Source organism: Bifidobacterium sp. LCP19S3_E9, assembly GCF_052121135.1.
In the GTDB taxonomy this organism is placed as follows: domain Bacteria; phylum Actinomycetota; class Actinomycetes; order Actinomycetales; family Bifidobacteriaceae; genus Bifidobacterium; species Bifidobacterium thermacidophilum.
Genome location: NZ_JBQKEV010000002.1, coordinates 132,679 through 152,500, shown reverse-complemented (window position 1 = coordinate 152,500; position 19,822 = coordinate 132,679). Strand labels below are relative to the sequence as shown.

The window sequence follows — 19,822 nt, the reverse complement described above, 5'->3', positions numbered from 1 at the left end:
ACTGGGGACTTCAGATACGGGATGCCTGGAGTGCAGTGACGATGATACCGCGGGCGCCGACCTCATAGAGCCGATCCATCAGTTGATTGACCTTTTCACGCGGCACCATGACGCGCACAGCTGCCCACTGCTTGTCATGTAGCGGGGAGATGGTCGGGCTCTCGAAGCCCGGCGTGACCTCGACTGCAGCTGCGACTTTCGAGACGGGGATATCGTAGTCCATAAGCACGTACCGCTGTGCAGTTAAGACGCCTTGGATGCGGCGGCCCAGGATGGTCAGGCGCTCGTCGTTCTCCGTGACACGCGGGGAACGGATGAGGATAGCTTCCGAGTGCAGAATCGGGTCGGCGAACACACGCAGGCCGGCATTGCGCAACGTCGTGCCGGTGGAGACGACATCTGCGATGAGATCGGCGACGCCAAGCTGCACGGAGGATTCGACCGCGCCATCAAGGTGAATGATATCGGCGTGGATTCCGTGGGCCTTGAGATAATCGTCGACCAGTTTGTCATAGGAGCTGGCAACGCGCTTGCCGTCGATGTCCTCAAGACGGTTGATCGGCGATTCCGCGGGAGCTGCGAACCTGAACGTGGACGCACCGAACCCGAGCGGCATATGCTCGACGGCCTCGGTGCCGGAATTGAGCAGCAGATCGCGGCCGGTGATGCCGACGTCGATGGTTCCGCGGCCCACGTACACGGCGATGTCCAGCGGGCGAAGGTAGAACAGCTCGATATCGTTATCGGGGTCTTCGACGACCAACTGCCGTGAGTTGCTGCGCAGGCGGTACCCCGCCTCGGCAAGCATGTTCCAGGCCGGTTCCGACAGCATGCCTTTGTTCGGCACGGCAATCCTTAACATATTTCCTCCCTAATTGCTGCGGTTCCCGAAGACAGGACGCTCACAGGTTCTTGTAGATGTCTTCCAGTGTGATACCCCGATCGATCATCATGACCTGAAGATGGTAGATCAACTGGCTCATCTCTTCCGCAGTGCGTTCCGCTCCTTCGTATTCGGCAGCGATCCACGTCTCCCCAGCTTCTTCGACGATCTTCTTGCCGATGAAGTGCGTGCCTTTGTCGAGCTCGCCGACGGTGAGTGAACCTTGAGGGCGGGTCTGGGCTTTCTCGCTGAGCTCCTTGAACAGTGATTCGAAGGTCTTCACTTGTTGTCTCCCTATGTTGTCTGTTGTTGCGTGCAGGGCGGCCGGTTATGCCCGGTATGCCGCCTGTGCTTTCTCACGGATTGATTCGATGGCTGCGGCGGGATCTTCGGCACCGTATACGGCGGAACCTGCGACGAGCACGTCGGCGCCCGCATCGGCGACGATGTGCGCGGTCTTGGGGCTGACTCCCCCATCGACCTGGATGTGGGTATCCAGACCGCGGCGGGTGATTTCATCGCGCAAGCGACGAACCTTGCCCATCTGGTTGTCAAGGAACTTCTGGCCGCCGAAGCCCGGTTCTACGGTCATGATCAGAACCATGTCGAACTCGTCAAGAATGTCGAAAATCGGCTCGACGGGCTCGGCAGGACGAACCGCGAAGCAAGCCTTGCAGCCCATGTCACGCAGTTGGCGGGCCAAACGCACCGGCGCATGTGTGGCGCCCATATGGAAGCTCACCGACGCTGCGCCGAGCTTCGCATACTCCGGAGCCCAGCGGTCCGGATCCTCGATCATCAGATGCACGTCGACCGGCAGGTCGGTGACCTCGCAGATACGCTTGACGATTGGCTCGCCCAAGGTGAGGTTCGGTACGAAGTGGTGATCCATCACATCGACGTGGACGAGATCGGCATTGCTGATCGCTTTGAGGTCACGCTCGAGATTGCAAAAATCGGCGGACAGGATGCTAGGTGCGATTTGAATACTCATAATACTCATTCTATGGAGTACGGCTGACGATGACGAACCGGGAGCCGGAAGGTGGACATGGCCCGCAGCCGGGCAGGTCATGCCTCGCTTGCGCTGGCTTCCAGTTCGGTCTGGGTACGCAGACGTTCCGCAAGCAGCGAACTGTCTTTTCCGCGCCGTTGCAGGATGACGAAGGCGATGGCGCCGAGAACGAACGCCACCATCGACACCCATACGTTGATCCTCACGCCGAGGAACTCGTGAGCAAAATCAATGCGCAGGCATTCGATCCATGTGCGTCCGGCGGTGTACCACATGACATACAGCGCGAACAGGGATCCGCATTTGAGGGTGCGGTACGCCTTGTGCCCGACCCACACGAGCAGTGCCGCGCCGATGAGATTCCAAATCATCTCGTAGAGGAAGGTCGGGTGGAACAGAGTGCCTGTCGGACAGGTCGAGCCGTCGTAGCATTGCTCCATGCTGCCGATGGCGGTTCCCGCAGTGTTGAGTTTCAGGCCCCAAGGAAGAGTGGTGGGCGCTCCGTACAGTTCCTGGTTGAACCAGTTGCCCAGACGCCCGATTGCTTGGGCGACCAAGAGCCCCGGTGCCACGCAATCGGCGAGCAAGGCCATCGGGTAATGCTTGTGTCGGCACCATGCCCATGCGGCCAAGGCGCCGAAGACGACACCGCCCCAGATGCCCAGTCCGCCGTTCCAGATGCGGAACATCTCGACCCAATCGCCGTTGGGGCCGAAAAAGCGTTCCGGCGTGGTGATGATGTGGTACACCCGCGCGCCGATGATGCCGGCCGGCACAGCGCACAGCGTGATGTCGAGAATCTGGTCGAATGTGCCCCCGGCATGTCTCCACCGGTTCGTGGTGATCCACACCGCGCATATGATGCCGGCGAGGATGCACAGCGCGTAGAAATGGATGGTCACCGGGCCGATGGTGAACTGCGAAATCGACGGGGACGGGATATAAGCCAGTGTCATGATTCCTTGATGGTAGTAGACGATGGCGATAACGTGCCGATGTGGCGTATTGGCGCGCGTCGTGGGCGGGCGGTTACTCCCGGGCTGTCTTTGCTCCTACTGTACTGTTGTATTGCAGTAATGTAATACAGCAGTACAGTAGTTTAGGTCGGCTGTGACCAGGCGAGGATACGGAACGAATACAACAGGACCCCACCAAGCGTCACCTTGGTGGGGTCCTGTCATCGGCACGATGGTACGTGAAGGCGGGCCGACCGACCGAGCGCCTCAGCGCAAGGTGTCAGTGCCGCGCGTTGTGGATGCCCTCAGCGAGCTCCTCTGTTTTTGCTGCCAACGCGGACAGGCCTTCGTTGAGTGGCTTCGGGATGCGTGCAGAATCATCGAGCAAGGTGTGCACTAGCGCGGAACCGACAATCACGCCATCCGCATACGATCCGACCTGTGCGCCCTGCTCTGGGGTGGACACGCCGATGCCGACACATACGTTCTGCGCGCCGGCATCCCTGGTCCGGGCGACGAGACGCTCCGGGGAGGCGGACAGGGTCGCGCGCTCGCCGGTGACGCCCATACGGGATGCGGCATACACGAAACCGCGTGCGTTCGCCGCGACGATGCGCAGACGCTCATCCGAAGTGTCCGGAGACACCAAGAAGATTCGATCGAGACCGTGGCGGTCAGACGCCTCAATCCATTCACCGGCTTCGTCGGGAATCAGATCAGGCGTGATGATACCGGCGCCACCGGCGTTCTCGAAATCGGTCGCGAAACGTTCCACACCGTAATGGAAGATGAGATTCCAATAGCTCATAACCAGCGGCACGCCGCCAGCGTTCGCCACGGTTTCCACCGCTTTGAACACGTCGGCGATGCGCTCGCCGTTGTCAATTGCGATTTTTGACGCCGCTTGGATGACCGGGCCATCCATCACCGGGTCGGAATACGGTAGGCCGATTTCCACGGCGTTGACGCCATGGCGAACCATCGTGTCGAAGGCCTTGAGCGAGTATTCGGAATCCGGGAAACCATACGGCAGGTATCCGATGAACGCGGGCTCGTCGCGCTTCCTGAAGTCATCGAACATTGCGCGGGTCTTGCTCGGTTTATGGCTGATGCCGAGAGGCTGTCCTGAAGGGGTTGTTGCGGGGTTGGTCATCGTTCACTCTCCATCTACGCTCGTGCCGTGTGCGCCGTTGGCTTCCAGCGCCTTGCTTTGTTCATCGGTCAGATAGCCGAACCATTTGCCGGCTGTGGCCACGTCCTTGTCTCCGCGTCCCGAGATGTTGACCACAATCACCGGATTGGTGTACCCCTTCGCCTTGAGATCGGCGGCAGCCTTATAGGCGCCTGCGACTGCGTGAGAGCTTTCGATGGCTGGGATGATACCTTCGGTCTCGCACAGGTCTTTGAACGCGCTCATCGCTTCGTCATCGGTGGCATACGAGTACTGTACGCGGCCGATGTCCTTGAGCCACGCGTGTTCGGGGCCGACGGAGGCGTAATCAAGGCCGGCAGAAATCGAATACGTGTTCTTCGTCTGTCCTTCGGAATCTTCCAGCAGATAGGATTCGGCGCCTTGGAACAGACCCAGATCCGCCGCTCCAGGGGTCAGACGTACGGCGTGCTCGCCCGATTCGATGCCGTGGCCGCCGGCTTCGAACCCGTACAGGTTGACACGGGGGTCATCGAGGAAGGCGTTCATGATGCCGATGGCGTTCGAGCCGCCGCCGACGCAAGCGCAAATCGCATCCGGGTGGTCGATGCCGTAGATGTCCTTGAGCTGTTCCTTGGCCTCCTCGCCGATAATCTTCTGGAAGTCACGCACGATGGTTGGGAACGGGTGCGGCCCGCAGACCGTGCCGAGCAGGTAATGCGTGGTCTCCACGTTGGTGACCCAGTCTCGCAACGCTTCGTTGATGGCGTCCTTGAGAATACGCGATCCTTGAGTTACTTCGACAACCTCGGCACCAAGCAGCCGCATACGCGCCACGTTCAGCGCCTGGCGGCGGGCATCGATTTGGCCCATGTAGATGCGGCACTTGAGGCCGAGCAATGCGCAGACCGTTGCGGTCGCGACACCGTGCTGGCCGGCGCCGGTCTCCGCGATGACGCGGGTCTTGCCCATGCGCTTGACCAGCAACGCCTGGCCCAACGCGTTGTTGATTTTGTGGGCACCGGTGTGGTTGAGGTCCTCACGCTTGAGGAAGACACGGGCGTTGAGTCCGGTCTTCTTGTTGAGTCGTTCGGCGAAGCGCGGCGCCTCGGTGAGTTTCGAAGGACGGCCGACATATTGTTCGTTGAGCCGCTTGAGCTCTGCCTGGAACGCCGGATCGGCTTTGGCTTCGTTGTAGACGCGCTCGAGCTCGTCCAACGCCCCAATCAACGCCTCCGGAACGAATCGGCCACCGTACTTGCCGAAGTACGGGCCTTGATGTTGTGATAATGGTGTGGATTCTGAGGCTTTCACGCGTTCTCCTGTCTGTATTAGCCTGCGCACCGCCGCGGTATGGTCGTCGGCGGTCGCGACACCTTCACCGACCAGCACCGCATCGGCGCCGGCCCGCGCGTAATCCTCGAGTTCAACACTGCCAAACACGCCGGATTCCGCGACTTTGATGACATCATCAGGCAGATCGCCGGCAAGTTCCTGATACTTGCTGACATCCACCTGAAGATTCTTGAGATTGCGGGCGTTGATGCCGATGACCTTCGCCCCCGCATGGCGCGCACGGTCGATTTCCTCACGCGTATGGGTTTCGACCAGTGCGGTCATGCCCAAATCGTGGGTGAGCTTCAGCAGCTGGGCGAGGCGGCTATCGTCGAGTGCCGCGACGATGAGGAGCACCAGATCCGCTCCATGCGCCCTGGCTTCCCAGATCTGGTATTCATCGGTGATGAAGTCCTTGCGCAACACCGGAATATGCACGGCTTGGCGCACCTGGTCGAGATCGACAAGGCTGCCGAGGAATCGACGCCCTTCCGTCAACACGGAGATTGCGCTTGCTCCCCCGGTCTCGTATTCGCGTGCCAGCGCAGCAGGATCGGGAATATCGGCCAGATGTCCTTTGGACGGCGATGCACGTTTGATTTCCGCGATGACCGGTATGGAATCGGCGCGTTTGAGCCATTGCGTGGCGTCAAGCGCCGGCGTCCTCGTCTCCGCGAGCCGTTTGAGCTCATCGATCGGCGTGCGTTGCGCACGTTCATGCATGTCTTGTGTGGCTCCTGCCACAAGATCGTCAAGTACTGACATGGTTCCTCCAGAAGTTGTTCCCAAGACTAACGATTCAGACGTGTCATTCCACGGGGATTCCCGCATACCGGGACATCGGCGTGCGCGTGGACGCGTCGCAGCTCATCCCCGTACATGGCGTGGATCCTCTGGTTGCAACGAACGCAATTGCGCGGCGATCTGGATCGCTTCGACGCTGGCCTCGGCTTTGTTGCGTGTCTCCTGCCACTCGTTGGCTGGCACGGAGTCGAGTACGATGCCGGCGCCCGCTTGCACCGAGGCCTGATGGTCGCGGATGAAGGCGGTGCGGATGGTGATGGCCATATCCATGTTGCCGCTGAAATCGAAGTATCCGGCGGTTCCACCGTAAATACCGCGGTCTGCGGGTTCGAGCTGGTCGATGATGTCAATCGCCTTGGGCTTCGGTGCTCCCGACAACGTGCCCGCCGGGAACGCCGAGGTGAAGACATCGAATACGGTTTTGTCCGGGCTGACCGTGCCTGTCACCGTCGAACAAATGTGCATGATGTGGCTGAACCGTTTGATATCCATCAGGGAGACGACTTCCACGCTATCGGGGACGCATACGCGGCTTAGATCGTTGCGGGACAGGTCGACAAGCATGATGTGCTCGCTGCGTTCCTTCGGATCGGCAAGCAGTTCCTGTTCCAGACGGGCGTCCTCTTCTGGGGTGGCGCCACGTGGTCGCGATCCTGCGATTGGGAAGGTCATCGCATGGCCGTCGTCCACTTTGATCAGGGTTTCCGGGCTCGAACCGACGACATTGAAATCACGGCCCTGTGCGTCCGTCAACGCGAAGAAGTACATGTATGGACTCGGATTGAGCGTGCGCAACACCCGGTAGACATCAATCGGATCGGCTGGGGAATCAATGTCGAGACGCTGCGAGATGACGACCTGGAACACGTCCCCGTCGATGATATGCTGCTTGGCGCGTTTGACCGCGCGCTCGTACTGGTCCTTGGGCGTACGGAACCTAAGTTCCGGCTTGGGGACGCTCGGGTCGAGGACATTGACCCGAGATTCGCCCTCGGCGGGGGTTGCGGCCTTGCGCTCCATCGTGTTCAGGCGCTCGACGGCGCGATCGTAGGCGAGGTCGGCACGGGTAGGCGAATCATCCATGTTGACGGCGTTCGCAATCAGCCACACCGAACCGTTCACATGGTCGATGACGGCGATATCGGTGGCCAGTGCCAGCACCGTTTCCGGCTGACCGGTCTCATCGGGCGCGTTCGCGCTGAGCGTCGGCTCCCAATGTCTGATGGCATCCCAGCCGACCGTGCCGACCAGCCCGCTGGTCAGGTTCGGCAGCCCCTCGACGTTAGGCGCCTTGAGCGCTCGCAGAGTGGCATGAGCGACTTCGGCGACATCGCCGCTCGTGGGGATGCCTTTGGGCACAGTGCCTAACCAGCTGGCTTGGCCGTGGTCGGAACGCAATTGCGCCATGGAATGTACACCGATGAAGCTGTACCGGCTCCACGATCCGCCATATTCCGCGGATTCCAGGATGAACGTGCCGCTTGCTCCACCGGCGAGCCGTTCGTAGAATCCCACAGGTGTCAGTGAATCGGCAAGCAACCTGCGCACAATGGGAATGACACGGTACCCTTGGTCAGCCAGCTCGTGGAATTGGCGGCGGTCCGGCCAAGTTTCGCCCCATCTCAGGTTGGTTACGCTGCACGTGCTCATTGCTGTTCCTGCTCCTTCGTGCGATATCCAACGACCACCGGCAGCGGACCGCCCTGTTCGAAGCATGACCTCTTGCCGGTGTGGCATGCCGCTCCGACCTGATCGACCTCGACGAGGATGGCGTCGCCGTCACAATCGAGATTCAGCGCCTTGACATACTGGACATGTCCGGACGTGTCTCCTTTGCGCCAATATTCCTGTCGTGAGCGGGACCAGAACGTCACCCGCCCGGTGGTGAGTGTGCGTCTGAGAGCCTCATCGTTCATGTAACCGACCATCAGCACTTCATGCGTGTCGTATTGCTGGATGACCGCGGCGACAAGTCCTTTGTCATCGCGTTTGAGTCTTGCGGCGATTCTTGGGTCGAGCGCGGTGCTGTTGTCGTATTGCGGCTGTGGATCATTGCCATTCGATGCCATGGGTTTCGCTCCCTGTCTGTTGGCTTGTTGTTGGGATGTCATTGTCGCCAAGCATCGGCGAGGGATTTCCCGTCCGCCGGTGCGGAAAGCGGGTACTGAAGAAAACATGAGAGGAACTCCGGGATGGTGGACTGGCCTGATTGCGTTACGGCCATATCCGGATGTCTCAACGTATCCTCGGAATGCTGTTGGGTCAGCGAACCGTATAGCCGGCCTTGCGCAGCTCGGCTTTGACTTCGCCAATCGTCATCTTCCCGTAATGGAAGACTGACGCTGCGAGGACCGCATCGGCTCCGGCCTCGATGGCGGGTGGGAAATCCTCCACCTTGCCGGCACCGCCGCTGGCGATAATCGGTATGGTGACCTGCGAACGCATCGCACGGATCATCTCGAGATCGAATCCGTTCTCGGTTCCATCAGCATCCATTGAGTTCAGCAGTACTTCGCCTGCTCCAAGTTCCTGGGCCCGGCGGGCCCACCACAACGCGTCGATGCCAGTGGAATGGCGGCCGCCCATGGTCGTCACTTCGAAACCGGACTGCGTGTGCTGCTCGCCGCGTTCGCGACGTGCATCCACAGAAAGCACTAGGACCTGGCTACCGAAACGCTGGGAAATATCGCTGATTAGCGTCGGATTGTTGATTGCCGCAGTGTTGACACTGACTTTGTCGGCGCCGCACCGCAAAAGCTGGTCTACATCGTCGACGGAACGGACTCCACCACCCACGGTAAGCGGGATGAACAGTTGCTGGGCCGTTCTGTTGACGACGTCGAACATGGTGCGACGATGCCCTGTGGAGGCGGTCACATCGAGGAAGGTGAGCTCATCTGCGCCCTGACGATAATATTCGGCTGCAAGCTCCACTGGATCACCTGCATCGCGGAGGTTCTCGAAATGCACGCCCTTGACCACACGACCTGCGTCGACGTCGAGGCACGGAATAACGCGAACCGCCAATGCCATTTGCGACTCCTTGTGTGAAGGGTGAAGCTTGCCTACACGTCACACCATAGCCGTTGGGCTAGAGCAATCCGACGGTCCGTCTCACGAAGTGGGCGCGCAATCCGAATTCGGTTCGTTTCAAGCGGTTTTCCTGTATTTCGCTGAAAGTTGCCCACACGCACCGTCGATATCCTGTCCACGTGTGTCCCGCAGGGTCGCCGTGATGCCTGCGTGGTGCAGGATGTCAAGGAATTGACGCTCGTCTTCCGGTTTAGACGCGGTCCACTTCGATCCCTCGATAGGGTTGAGCGGAATTGGGTTGACATGCGCCCAATCATCGCCGTAGTGGTTCAATCGTTTCGCGAGTAGTCGGGCATGTTCCGCCTGGTCGTTGATTCCCCGCATCAGTGCGTATTCGATACTCACTCGGCGTTTGGTCGCCAGATAATAGTCATGAGCGGCATCGAGCACCTGGGTGGTGTTGAACCTGCGGTTCATCGGGACGAGTTCATCGCGCAGCTCGTCGCTGGGGGCATGCAACGACACCGCAAGGCGGACAGGCAGCCCCTCTTGGGCGAGTTTTCGAATGCCGGGCACGACGCCGACCGTTGAGACGGTGATGTTGCGTGCGGAGATGCCGAACCCCTCCGGAGGCATCGCGCTGATCTGCCGGACTGCGCTGATGACGGAACGGTAGTTGCCCATCGGCTCGCCCATGCCCATGAACACGACATTGCTCAATCGGCACGGACCTCCGGTGATGCCGCCGTCGCGAGCGGTTTTCGCCGCGATGCGCACCTGCTCGAGAATCTCGCCGGTCGACATGTTGCGCGTCAATCCGAGCTGGCCCGTGGCGCAGAATGGGCAGCCCATCCCACAACCGACCTGGCTTGAGATGCACAAGGTGGTGCGACTCGGGTATCGCATGAGCACGGATTCGATCATGGCCCCGTCGAACAAGCGCCACAGCGTCTTGATTGTCGTTCCCTCGTCTGCGCTCTGGTGTGTGACCTCATGGATGAGTTCCGGGAAGAAAGCCTCCTGCGCGGTGGCGCTGAGTTTCGACGGAAAATCGGTGAATGATTCGACATCCGTGTCGAAATGCGCGAAATAGTGGTTGGCGAGCTGCTTGACACGGAATTTGGGCATGCCGATGGCTTTCGCCGCAGCCACGCGTTCCTCGGGGCTCATATCGACCAGATGAACCGGCGGTTTGCCGCGCCGGGCATGGTCCTTGGCGAGCACATCGCGGAATGCGCCAGTGGTGCCTCCGGGGGTGATACCGGTTTCCGGTGTCTGACCCGAGTTCACGTCGCCGTCATCGTGCGTAGCCATACATGCTCCTGTCAGTTGTGTTGCTTGGTTCTTGTATTGCGGGTGTACTCATGGAATGCTGTCATTGATGATGCCGACGGCGTATCAGGTTACAAGCCGGTGACATACAGCAACGCCATCATGAACGGGGCGGTCAGCAGAATGGAATCGACGCGGTCCATCACCCCGCCGTGACCTTTGAGCAGATGGCCCATATCTTTGATGCCGATGTCGCGCTTGAGCATGGATGCGCACAAATCGCCGAACGTGCCCACGATACCCATGAGGATGCCGACCACGATCGGCACCCACCAGCGGGATGCCCACAGAGACGGGTAGGTGCATGCGAAGATGGCGAACGCGCCCGCCATGGCGAACAGAATCGAGCCGAGCAGCCCTTCCACCGATTTCTTGGGGGAAATACGTGGAGACAGTTTGTGCTTGCCGAACCAAGCGCCGGCGAACAAGCCGCCGGTATCACTCAACGCGGGCAGGAACACAATCATGATGGCATGGGCGAAAGCATGGCCATGGAAAGTCAGCGACAATGCGATGAACGAGGCGATCAAGGGGATATACAACACTGCGAACACGGAGACCGCCACACTGGTCAGCCGGCTGTGCTGTACGGTGGCGGAACCGTGATTGAAGGAGGATTCGAGCCGTGCCCCGGCGTTTGTCTGCGCGAGTTTCCGCTCAACCTCCATACTCAGCCGGTCTCCGAAGCTGAAATTCGCGGTGGCGCTCAGTGCGACGAGCACGATTGAGAGCATGATGCACAAGGCCATTGTCGACACATGCCAAGGCGAATAGTAGGTTGCCAGCAGGGTGACCGTTGAGCAAATCCACAGCATCACCACAGGGATGTGCATGCCGGCAATCGCGAAATCGACTCGAAGCTCCCACAAGGCCAGGATCATGAAGACGACGAGTAACACCATGAACACGTCCATGCTGATCGCCAAGCATGCGATGATGATCGCGATCAGCACGACGGCCGTGGCAATCGCCTGGGGCATGTTGCGACCCGTCTTCTTGTTGATTTCCTCTATCGTTTCGTCGGCGTTGCCGTCATGCTCTACATGTTTGTCCATCATCATCCCTTATCGGCTCACCATCGGAAACGGGCCCCGACATCCGTGTATACGGCATGATCGAGGCCCGTCGTGTAGGGGTCCTCAGACCTCCATAATCTCCTTCTGCTTGGTTTCCAGCAGAGAATCAAGTTCGTCCGTGAACTGCTTGGTGATCTTGTCAAGCTCTTTGAGCTGGCGATCGCCGTCGTCCTCGCCCATATCGCCGTCCTTGACGGACTTGTCGATGGTTTCCTTGGCCTTGCGACGGATGTTACGAACCGCCACCTTGCCCTCTTCGGCCTTGGTCTTGGCGATCTTCACATACTCCTTGCGGCGTTCCTCGGTCAGCTCGGGCATGGTTGCGTAGATGACGCTGCCCTCCCTGCGGGGGCTGACGCCGAGATCGGAGTCGCGGATGGCCTTTTCGACGGCGTTCGCCTGTGAGGCGTCATAAGGAGTGACCGCCAGAGTACGCGGCTCTGGAACGCCGATGGTGGCGACGGCCTTGATTGGCGTAGGCACGCCGTAATACTCGACGGTCAGGCCGTTGAGCAGCGCCGGGTTCGCGCGCCCGGTACGGATACCGGTGAAGTTCTCCTTGGTGGCTTCGACGGACTTGCCCATCTGTTCCTTGGCTTGTTCGATGACTGTGGCCATGCTATCTCCTTTGGCGGATTCGTCGTTGAACGACTGGTTGTTCTTATTGTATCGTCATGCGGCGTCGAATCGGCGCACGACCCTTGATGTTCAGTCGACGAGCGTCGATTGGGCGGTTGACACGAGCGTGCCGAGCTGTTCACCGAGCAGGGCCTTGGTGACATTGCCCGGCTCCTCGAGCCCGAATACGCGGATCGGCTTGCGGTTGTCGCGTGCCATGGACAATGCGGACGCGTCCATGACAGCGAGGTTGTCGACAAGGGCGCGATTGTAGCTGAGCGTGGCGAAACGCTGCGCGTGTTCGACTTTGCGCGGGTCTGCGGTATAGACACCGTCGACGCCGTTCTTGCCCATCAGCACCTCGTCGCAATGGATTTCCAAGGAACGCTGGATGGAAACCGTGTCAGTTGAGAAATATGGCATGCCGGCGCCTGCGCCGAAAATCACCACGCGGCCCTTTTCCAGATGCCTGATGGCCTTGAGCGGGATATACGGCTCGGCGACCTGCCCCATGGCGATGGCCGTCTGCACACGGGTGGCTTGGCCTTCCTGCTCGAGGAAGTCCTGCAATGCGAGACAGTTCATAACGGTGCCGAGCATGCCCATGTAATCGCCGCGGCTGCGATCGATGCCGGCCTGTTGAAGTTCTGCTCCGCGGAAGAAGTTGCCGCCGCCGGTGACGATGGCTACCTGAACACCCTGACGTACTGCGGGAACGATTTCCTGGGCGATGCGCCGCACCACCTTCGTATCAATGCCGACTGCTCCCCCGCCGAACGCTTCGCCTGAGAGCTTGAGCAACACCCTGCGTGGCTTATCCGTGCCAGTCATATTTGGGCCTTTCTGTGCCTGTCTTATCATTGCCGCCTAACCACTGTAGCGTCGATGAACGACAGACGTGCATCGACTCGCCCGCGGGTCTTGCATCACCGCATTGGGAATATCACAAACCACCAAAGATAGGAAAACCCGCCGCGGGCAGTTGCTTGAAACTGACTACGGCGGGTATCGGTTCGCGTCCCTAGCCCCGACCTTCAGGTGATGGCACGGGGCGGGCTGTCAGAGGGTCAGTCCTCTTCGTCGCCCTTGCCGACTTCGATACGGGCGAAAGCGATCGCCTTCGCACCGGCTTCGTCGAACAGCTTACCGACGGTCTTGGACGGATCCTTGACGTAATCCTGATCCAGAAGCACCGCTTCCTTGTAGAAGGCGTTGAGACGGCCTTCGACGATCTTCGGCGCGATCTTATCGATGACGGCCTGCGGCTTGCCCTTGGCGGCGAGCTCATCCGAAGTCTTCTCGGTCGCGATACGACGCTCGGACTCGAGAACGGTCGGATCGACGTCCTCGCGGGTGAGCCAGCGCGGGCTCATCGCGGAAATCTGCAGCGCGGCCTCGTGAGCGACCTTTTCGCCGGCTTCGTCAGTGGCGATGAGAGCCACGATGGACGGCGGCATTTCGGCGGACTTGCGATGCGCGTAGATCTCGACATGAGGTCCGGCGATCTTGGCGAACTGGCCGACCTTGACATGCTCGCCAAAGAGCGCGGCGGCCTGTTCGATGTCCAGCTTGACATCGCCGTCAGCGGTCTTGGCTGCAAGCACGTCGTCCACGTTGTTCGCGTCGGCGGCGATGGCTGCGTCCAGCACGGACTCGGCGAACTCGACGAACTTCGGGGTCTTTGCCACGAAATCGGTCTCGGAATTGATCTCAACAGCGTAGCCGACCTCGCCGTCCGCGGTCTTGACGACCTTAGACGCGATGGTGCCTTCCTGGGCCTTGCGGCCTTCGCGCTTACCCGCTGCCGCGATGCCCTTGGCGCGGATGATTTCCTTGGCGCGGGCGACATCGCCTTCGGCTTCGGTAAGAGCCTTCTTCACATCCATCATACCGGCGCCGGTTTCTTCACGCACCTGCTTGATCAGAGCTGCAGTGATAGCTGCCATGTGTTGTCTCCTCTTGATTTTGAAGTGATACCCAGCGGCGGGAGATGGTTGGTCTCCCGCCGCCTAGGATAACAAATGCCGCGAATCAGGCCTTGGGCTCTTCGCTCTTGGCTTCTTCGGCTTCGGCAGTCGGGGCGTCCTTGGTCAGGAGCTCCTTCTCCCAAGCAGCCATCGGCTGCTCAGACTTGTCATCGGCCTTGGCCGCCTTGCCGGAACGCTCGAGCAGACCGTCGGCGACGGCATCAGCCATCAGGCTGGTGAGCAGTTCGATGCCGCGGATCGCGTCATCGTTCGCCGGGATCGGGTAATCAACCAGATCCGGGTCGGTGTTGGTGTCAACGATGGCGACCACCGGAATGCCCAGCTTGTGGGCTTCGGAGACGGCCAGCGCTTCCTTGTTGATGTCCACGACGAACAGCACCGAAGGAGTGCGGTTCATGTTGCGGATACCGCCAAGCTGCTTCTCCAGCTTGTCCTTCTCGCGCTCAAGCAGCAGCAGTTCCTTCTTGGTCAGGCCGGAACCACGCACGTCGGTGAAGTCCATCTCTTCGAGTTCCTTGAGACGGGCGACGCGCTTGGACACGGTCTGGAAGTTGGTGAGCATACCGCCGAGCCAGCGCTCGGAGACATACGGCATACCGACGCGGGTCGCCTGGTTCTTGATGGCTTCCTGCGCCTGCTTCTTGGTGCCCACGAAGAGAACCGTGCCGTTGTGGGCAACGGTTTCCTTGATGAAGTCGTAGGCGACGTCAATCAGATCAAGGGACTTGAACAGATTGATGATGTGGATGCCGTTGCGCTCCATGAGGATGTACTGCTTCATCTTCGGATTCCAACGGCGGGTCTGATGGCCGAAATGGAGACCGGCCTTCAGCATGTCGCTCATAGTGATCTGAGCCATGGTACTGCTACCTTTCATTGTCGGTTATTGCCTGGCCATGTGCCTCCGCGTGCAACCTGATACTAGGCCGACCGACACGGGGCGTCGCGGACATGACGCGAATTATGCGCCGGTTGGACAATGGGTGCTTCCTAGCTGCGCGACTTGCACGGAAGCGATGTGGCGCACGGGGTAAAATAATAGCACGGACCGGGGATTTCCCGATCCGTGCCATCACACAATCAACCGCCAGATCAGCGTTCGCCGCGCAACTGCCTCATTGCGGCCCTGCGCTCGCTTTTCTCCAGCCGGTCCAGATAGATATGGCCGTCGAGGTGGTCTGTCTCATGCTGCAACATTCTTCCCATGATACCCTTGCCTTCGAGCACGACGGTTTTGCCGTCGAGGTCGATGCCGCGCACCCGGGCGTAATCGGCGCGACGGGTCTTGTACCACAAGCCGGGTACGGACAGGCAGCCTTCATCGCCGTATTGTTCGCCCTGCTTGTCCTCGATTACCGGGTTGAGGACATAGCCGACCTTGCCTTCGATGTTGTATGAGAAGGCGCGCAGACCCACGCCGATCTGGTTCGCTGAAAGTCCGGCGCGACCGGGATCGTCGACGGTGTCGAGCAGATCCTGCACCAAACGGCGGATTGCCGGCGTGATTGTGGTGATCTCATCGCACGGGGTGCGCAGGATGGGGTCGGGAATTACTCGAATCTCTCGGATTGCCAATTGTCACTTCTCCTCTGTCTCGTTAGTGTTCTCAGTGCCGTTGTCTTGGGTCTCGGCATCCGTGCCCTGAGCGAGTTCCTCGTCGGAGCTTTCGCCCTGCCGCTTGGCGCGGAGTTCGGCCATATTCGACTTGGCCTGGTCAATCGCTTGCTTAACCTTCGGGCTGACGGTCTCAGAGACCTGCGACACCGTTTCCGCGGTCTTGTCAAACAGTTTCACGGTCGCGGGAATCGGTACGGATGGGCCTTTCGGCGTGTAGATGACATGCTCGATGATATCGTCGTAACGCTCGATGACCTTCTTGCGCACCACTTTCATGCTCGGGGTAAGCGTGCCGGCGTCCTGGCTAAAATCATCGGGAAGAATGGCGAACTTGCGCACCGATTCCGCACGGGAGACGGAGCTGTTCGCCTGATCGATGTACTGCTGCACGAACGCCCTGACAGCATCGTTGTTCGCGATTTGTTCCATTGGCATCTCGGCATCCATACCCTGGTTCTTCAGCCAATCACGGGTCATCTCTTCGTCGAGCGCGATGAGTGCCGCCACGAACGGCCGTCCATCGCCGATCACTACGGTGTGCGAGACGATCGGGCAGGTGTTGATCGTGTCCTCCAACGGTGCCGGACTGATGTTCTTGCCGCCCGCGGTGATAATGATATCCTTCTTGCGGCCAGTGATGAACAGGAATCCGCGGTCGTCGATATATCCGATATCGCCGCTGTGCAGCCAGCCGTCGGGCTCAAGGACTTCAGCGGTGAGTTCAGGCTGCTTGAAATAGCCTTTGAACACATTCGGGCCTTTTATTTCGACTTCTCCGTCGTCCAGCGTCCTGATGGCGATGCCGGGGCCGGGGCGGCCGACCGAACCTACTTTGTTCGCGTCTTCGAAGTTGACCACGCACGGAGCTGCGGTTTCCGTCATGCCGTACCCCTGGATGAAGGTAATGCCGTCCATACCGTTGAAGAAATGGGCGAGGTCGGCGTTGATGGGCGCGCCGCCGCAGGCAAGATACTTGAGGTTCGGGCCGAGTGCGGAGCGCATCGATTTGCCGACCGTGGCCATGTAGAAACGATGGTGGATCCGCTCCCCCAAAGTATGACGGCCTTGGTGCTCGTCCTCATCCTTCGACCATTGGACGAAATGCTTGAACGCCTTGGCGAACACACGGCCCTGGAAGCCTGCGCCGGCCTTCTGCGAAGCCGCGTTGTAAACCTTCTCGAACACGCGCGGCACGCCGAGCAGATACGTTGGCTTGAAACTGCGCAGATCGGCGAGCAGATGCTTGGCGGTAGGGATATACCCAACCACGCCCTGGGCGCCGATCGCGGTGTACTGGATGTACCTGGCGAAGCAGTGTGCCAGCGGCAGAAACAGCAGCAGGCGGCTGGGCTGGTACAGCATCTCGTCGAGCACATCGTAGCCAGCATAGACGATGTGGGTGAAGTTGCGGCTGGTGAGCATGGCGCCTTTGGGCTTGCCCGTCGAACCTGAGGTGTACACAATGGTCGACACGTCGTCAGCCTTGACCTTGCCCATCGCGAGGGCGAGCTCGTCATCGGTGACGGATTCCCCGAAATCAACGACGGCGTTAAGCCCATCGGTCTGGAAATTGAACACGTAGGTCAGGTCAGGGCTGTCACGCCGGATGACGTCAAGCGTATGGGCATGCGATTCATCGCCGGCGAATGCGATGATTGGCTTGACATCCTGGACAATGCCTGCCGCCTGCTTGGCGGAATCCGTCTCGTAAATCGGTACGGTGACCGCACCGATCGCCGAGCATGCGAAGTCCACGATCGCCCAGTCGTAGCAGGTGGCGGAGTAGATAACCACCATGCTGCCGTGCTTGACGCCGATACCCAACAGACCGCGGGCGACCGCGCGGACACGGTCATCCATCTCCTGTGCGCTGACCGTATGCCATACACGGTCGCGTTCACTCTGCCATTCGGCTATCGCTCCTTGCGGATCGCGTTGCGCGCGCTTCGCGAGGAGCGAGTAGACCGTATCGTCATCCGTGGTCTGATAGACCGGATCAACAGAAAATTCTTTCAGCATGTGTTTAATTATAGTCCTATGGCTTGCTTGGAACATGGATGTTCGCTGGGATTTGTCAGCCAATGTCCGCGAGGTCGCAAATCCACCGGCTTGCTTTGCGGCGGAAGACAAGCATCGAATGGAACACAATGGTGCCGATGTTGACGTTGACCGTGCATTCCATGAGCTCACTGGTCACCAGCGCGAAATGGATCCATTGCGGCATAGGTGGAACCATTTTGATCATCGCGTTTTTCTCATCTTCGAGATTGAGGATGTCATAGCAACCAACCAGCTGCCACATGAATTCAAGACGTTCGATGCATTGAGGCGCCAGATGTTTGCGTAATAAGGGCGTTACGCCGCGGCCGCGATAGGTGTCGGCGAGCATGCACGCCATGTTGTAGACGAGGAATGCGTATTCCTGGCAGAATTTCACACTGTACGTGTCGGGGGCTTCGGGAAAGAAGCCGACGATACGCACGGGAACCGTGACCCCAAAGGAGCCTACGGTGATATTGCCCTCCATTCTGGGCAGATTGCGTTCGTACCGGTATGTCCACAGTTCGGTGCTGTCGTTCATATGGTGTTCCCCCTTCCGGGCTTCATTGCTCGCCGGCCTGTTGCCGGATGGCTATTCAAGGGGAACAGAAAAATCCCGCCATGTCAACCGGCATGACGGGATTTGTGGATATGTGGATAACTTGCCTCGGTCAGCGACCGGAGGAGGTAACGACCACCGAGCAACGCTGGAAATTCTTCACGTCCACATAACCCGTGGACGCCATGGCACGGCGAAGCGCACCGATGAAATTGGTCGTACCATCAGCCTGATGGCTGGGCCCATACAGAATCTCCTTGAGCGGGGCGACGGTACCGACATTGGTGCGTTTGCCTCGCGGAAGCGTCTGATGCCGTGCCTCGGAACCCCAATGCATGCCATGACCGGGGGCCTCGGTCGCGCGGGCGAGCGGCGAACCCAGCATCACCGCGTCGGCGCCGAGTGCAAAAGCCTTGATGAAGTTGCCCGACGAGCCCATGCCGCCGTCGGCGATGAGCTGGACATACCGTCCGCCGGATTCGTCCATGTAGTCGCGCCTTGCTTCGGCAATATCCGCGATGGCCGTGGCCATAGGGGCTTGAAGACCAATGGTGTTGAGCGTTCCCGAGACAGCGCCGCCGCCGAAGCCGACGAGCACACCCGCGGCGCCAGTGCGCATCAGATGCAGTGCCGCGGTGTAATTCGTGGCGCCTCCCACGATGACGGGGACATCAAGGTCGTAAATGAACTTCTTGAGATTGAGCGGCTCATGATCAGTAGACACATGTTCCGCCGACACCGCAGTGCCGCGGATCACGAACAAATCCACGCCGGCTTCGATCACGGTGGAATACAGTTCCTGCGTACGCTGCGGGCTCAACGCGCCGGCGACGGTCACGCCCGCCTTGCGGATCTCGTGAAGGCGTTGCGTAATCAGCTCAGGCTTGATCGGCTCGGCATAAATTTCCTGCATGCGACGGGTCGCCTGCCCTTCCGGCAACGTGGCGATTTCGTCGAGAAGCGGCTTGGGATCTTCATACCGCGTCCACAAGCCTTCGAGGTCGAGGACACCGAGTCCGCCGAGACGACCCATTTCGATGGCCGTTTCTGGGCTCGTTACCGAATCCATCGGCGCGGCGATGACCGGTATGTCGAACTCGTAGGCGTCAATCTGCCATGCCGTGCTGACGTCCTGCGGATCGCGCGTACGGCGGGACGGGACGATGGCGACATCATCCAGAGAGTATGCGAGCCGGGCCTTCTTGCCCAGACCGATTTCAATTTCCTGAGACATGGTTTCAAGGCTAATGCGAACTCGTGACGAACGCCATCAAGTTTCCACCAGCTGAAGCTTGATGCAGCATCGTGGCGTTCGAAGCGGCTCAAGCGGCGGAAGTGTCCAACATCGTGGACGCGGGCACACATTCGTTATGGGTTTGCGGTATGAATAAGATATCGCATAACCTTCACAACCCC

At 59.7% G+C, this 19,822-nt stretch carries 19 protein-coding genes; all 19 read right to left on the bottom strand.

Annotated features, from left to right (window positions below):
* Positions 1 to 10: 10 nt before the first annotated feature.
* Positions 11 to 862, bottom strand: a complete 852-nt coding sequence (gene hisG / locus ACTQYB_RS01535; protein WP_033505585.1) for an ATP phosphoribosyltransferase — start codon at positions 860 to 862, stop codon at positions 11 to 13.
* 40 nt (positions 863 to 902) lie between these two features.
* The gene (locus tag ACTQYB_RS01530) at positions 903 to 1,166 is read right to left on the bottom strand and encodes a phosphoribosyl-ATP diphosphatase (protein ID WP_029576760.1); all 264 of its coding nucleotides are present in this window, start codon (positions 1,164 to 1,166) and stop codon (positions 903 to 905) included.
* Positions 1,167 to 1,211: 45 nt separating this feature from the next.
* Entirely contained in the window at positions 1,212 to 1,877 is a 666-nt protein-coding gene (rpe, locus tag ACTQYB_RS01525; RefSeq protein WP_015450549.1) for a ribulose-phosphate 3-epimerase, read from the bottom strand.
* Positions 1,878 to 1,954: 77 nt separating this feature from the next.
* Positions 1,955 to 2,854 carry a prolipoprotein diacylglyceryl transferase gene (gene lgt, locus ACTQYB_RS01520; protein WP_441481973.1) on the bottom strand — a complete coding sequence of 300 codons (900 nt, stop codon included), beginning with the start codon at positions 2,852 to 2,854 and terminating at the stop codon, positions 1,955 to 1,957.
* 280 nt (positions 2,855 to 3,134) lie between these two features.
* Complete coding sequence (gene trpA, locus ACTQYB_RS01515; protein WP_033505581.1) at positions 3,135 to 4,007, bottom strand: tryptophan synthase subunit alpha; 873 nt, start codon at positions 4,005 to 4,007, stop codon at positions 3,135 to 3,137.
* A 3-nt stretch (positions 4,008 to 4,010) separates the two neighbouring features.
* Positions 4,011 to 6,104: a tryptophan synthase subunit beta gene (gene trpB / locus ACTQYB_RS01510; protein ID WP_033505579.1), complete on the bottom strand. Its 2,094-nt coding sequence runs from the start codon at positions 6,102 to 6,104 to the stop codon at positions 4,011 to 4,013.
* A 102-nt stretch (positions 6,105 to 6,206) separates the two neighbouring features.
* Positions 6,207 to 7,793 (bottom strand): chorismate-binding protein, encoded by a 1,587-nt coding sequence (locus ACTQYB_RS01505; RefSeq protein WP_441481972.1) that lies wholly within the window; start codon positions 7,791 to 7,793, stop codon positions 6,207 to 6,209.
* Positions 7,790 to 8,212 carry a phosphoribosyl-AMP cyclohydrolase gene (hisI, locus tag ACTQYB_RS01500; RefSeq protein ID WP_441481971.1) on the bottom strand — a complete coding sequence of 141 codons (423 nt, stop codon included), beginning with the start codon at positions 8,210 to 8,212 and terminating at the stop codon, positions 7,790 to 7,792. Before hisI ends, ACTQYB_RS01505 begins: the two co-directional genes overlap by 4 nt.
* A gap of 193 nt (positions 8,213 to 8,405) precedes the next feature.
* A complete protein-coding gene (hisF, locus tag ACTQYB_RS01495; protein WP_015450542.1) occupies positions 8,406 to 9,176 on the bottom strand; it encodes an imidazole glycerol phosphate synthase subunit HisF in 771 nt (256 codons plus the stop codon).
* Positions 9,177 to 9,293: 117 nt separating this feature from the next.
* On the bottom strand, positions 9,294 to 10,490 hold the full coding sequence (gene rlmN, locus ACTQYB_RS01490; protein ID WP_044098472.1) for a 23S rRNA (adenine(2503)-C(2))-methyltransferase RlmN: 1,197 nt from the start codon (positions 10,488 to 10,490) through the stop codon (positions 9,294 to 9,296).
* An 89-nt stretch (positions 10,491 to 10,579) separates the two neighbouring features.
* Positions 10,580 to 11,563, bottom strand: a complete 984-nt coding sequence (locus ACTQYB_RS01485; RefSeq protein WP_033505849.1) for a phosphatidate cytidylyltransferase — start codon at positions 11,561 to 11,563, stop codon at positions 10,580 to 10,582.
* Positions 11,564 to 11,647: 84 nt separating this feature from the next.
* Positions 11,648 to 12,202 carry a ribosome recycling factor gene (gene frr / locus ACTQYB_RS01480; protein ID WP_015450539.1) on the bottom strand — a complete coding sequence of 185 codons (555 nt, stop codon included), beginning with the start codon at positions 12,200 to 12,202 and terminating at the stop codon, positions 11,648 to 11,650.
* A gap of 90 nt (positions 12,203 to 12,292) precedes the next feature.
* Positions 12,293 to 13,033: a UMP kinase gene (pyrH, locus tag ACTQYB_RS01475; protein WP_033505569.1), complete on the bottom strand. Its 741-nt coding sequence runs from the start codon at positions 13,031 to 13,033 to the stop codon at positions 12,293 to 12,295.
* Positions 13,034 to 13,269: 236 nt separating this feature from the next.
* Positions 13,270 to 14,148 carry a translation elongation factor Ts gene (gene tsf / locus ACTQYB_RS01470; RefSeq protein ID WP_033505567.1) on the bottom strand — a complete coding sequence of 293 codons (879 nt, stop codon included), beginning with the start codon at positions 14,146 to 14,148 and terminating at the stop codon, positions 13,270 to 13,272.
* Positions 14,149 to 14,233: 85 nt separating this feature from the next.
* Complete coding sequence (rpsB, locus tag ACTQYB_RS01465) at positions 14,234 to 15,049, bottom strand: 30S ribosomal protein S2 (RefSeq protein ID WP_015450536.1); 816 nt, start codon at positions 15,047 to 15,049, stop codon at positions 14,234 to 14,236.
* A gap of 233 nt (positions 15,050 to 15,282) precedes the next feature.
* Positions 15,283 to 15,765: a peptide deformylase gene (locus ACTQYB_RS01460; RefSeq protein WP_015450535.1), complete on the bottom strand. Its 483-nt coding sequence runs from the start codon at positions 15,763 to 15,765 to the stop codon at positions 15,283 to 15,285.
* A gap of 3 nt (positions 15,766 to 15,768) precedes the next feature.
* Positions 15,769 to 17,826: an AMP-dependent synthetase/ligase gene (locus tag ACTQYB_RS01455; protein WP_321046441.1), complete on the bottom strand. Its 2,058-nt coding sequence runs from the start codon at positions 17,824 to 17,826 to the stop codon at positions 15,769 to 15,771.
* A gap of 55 nt (positions 17,827 to 17,881) precedes the next feature.
* Positions 17,882 to 18,388, bottom strand: coding sequence for a hypothetical protein (locus ACTQYB_RS01450; RefSeq protein ID WP_015450533.1), 507 nt, complete (start codon positions 18,386 to 18,388; stop codon positions 17,882 to 17,884).
* 130 nt (positions 18,389 to 18,518) lie between these two features.
* Positions 18,519 to 19,640: a GuaB3 family IMP dehydrogenase-related protein gene (locus ACTQYB_RS01445; protein WP_412170325.1), complete on the bottom strand. Its 1,122-nt coding sequence runs from the start codon at positions 19,638 to 19,640 to the stop codon at positions 18,519 to 18,521.
* Positions 19,641 to 19,822: the final 182 nt, after the last annotated feature.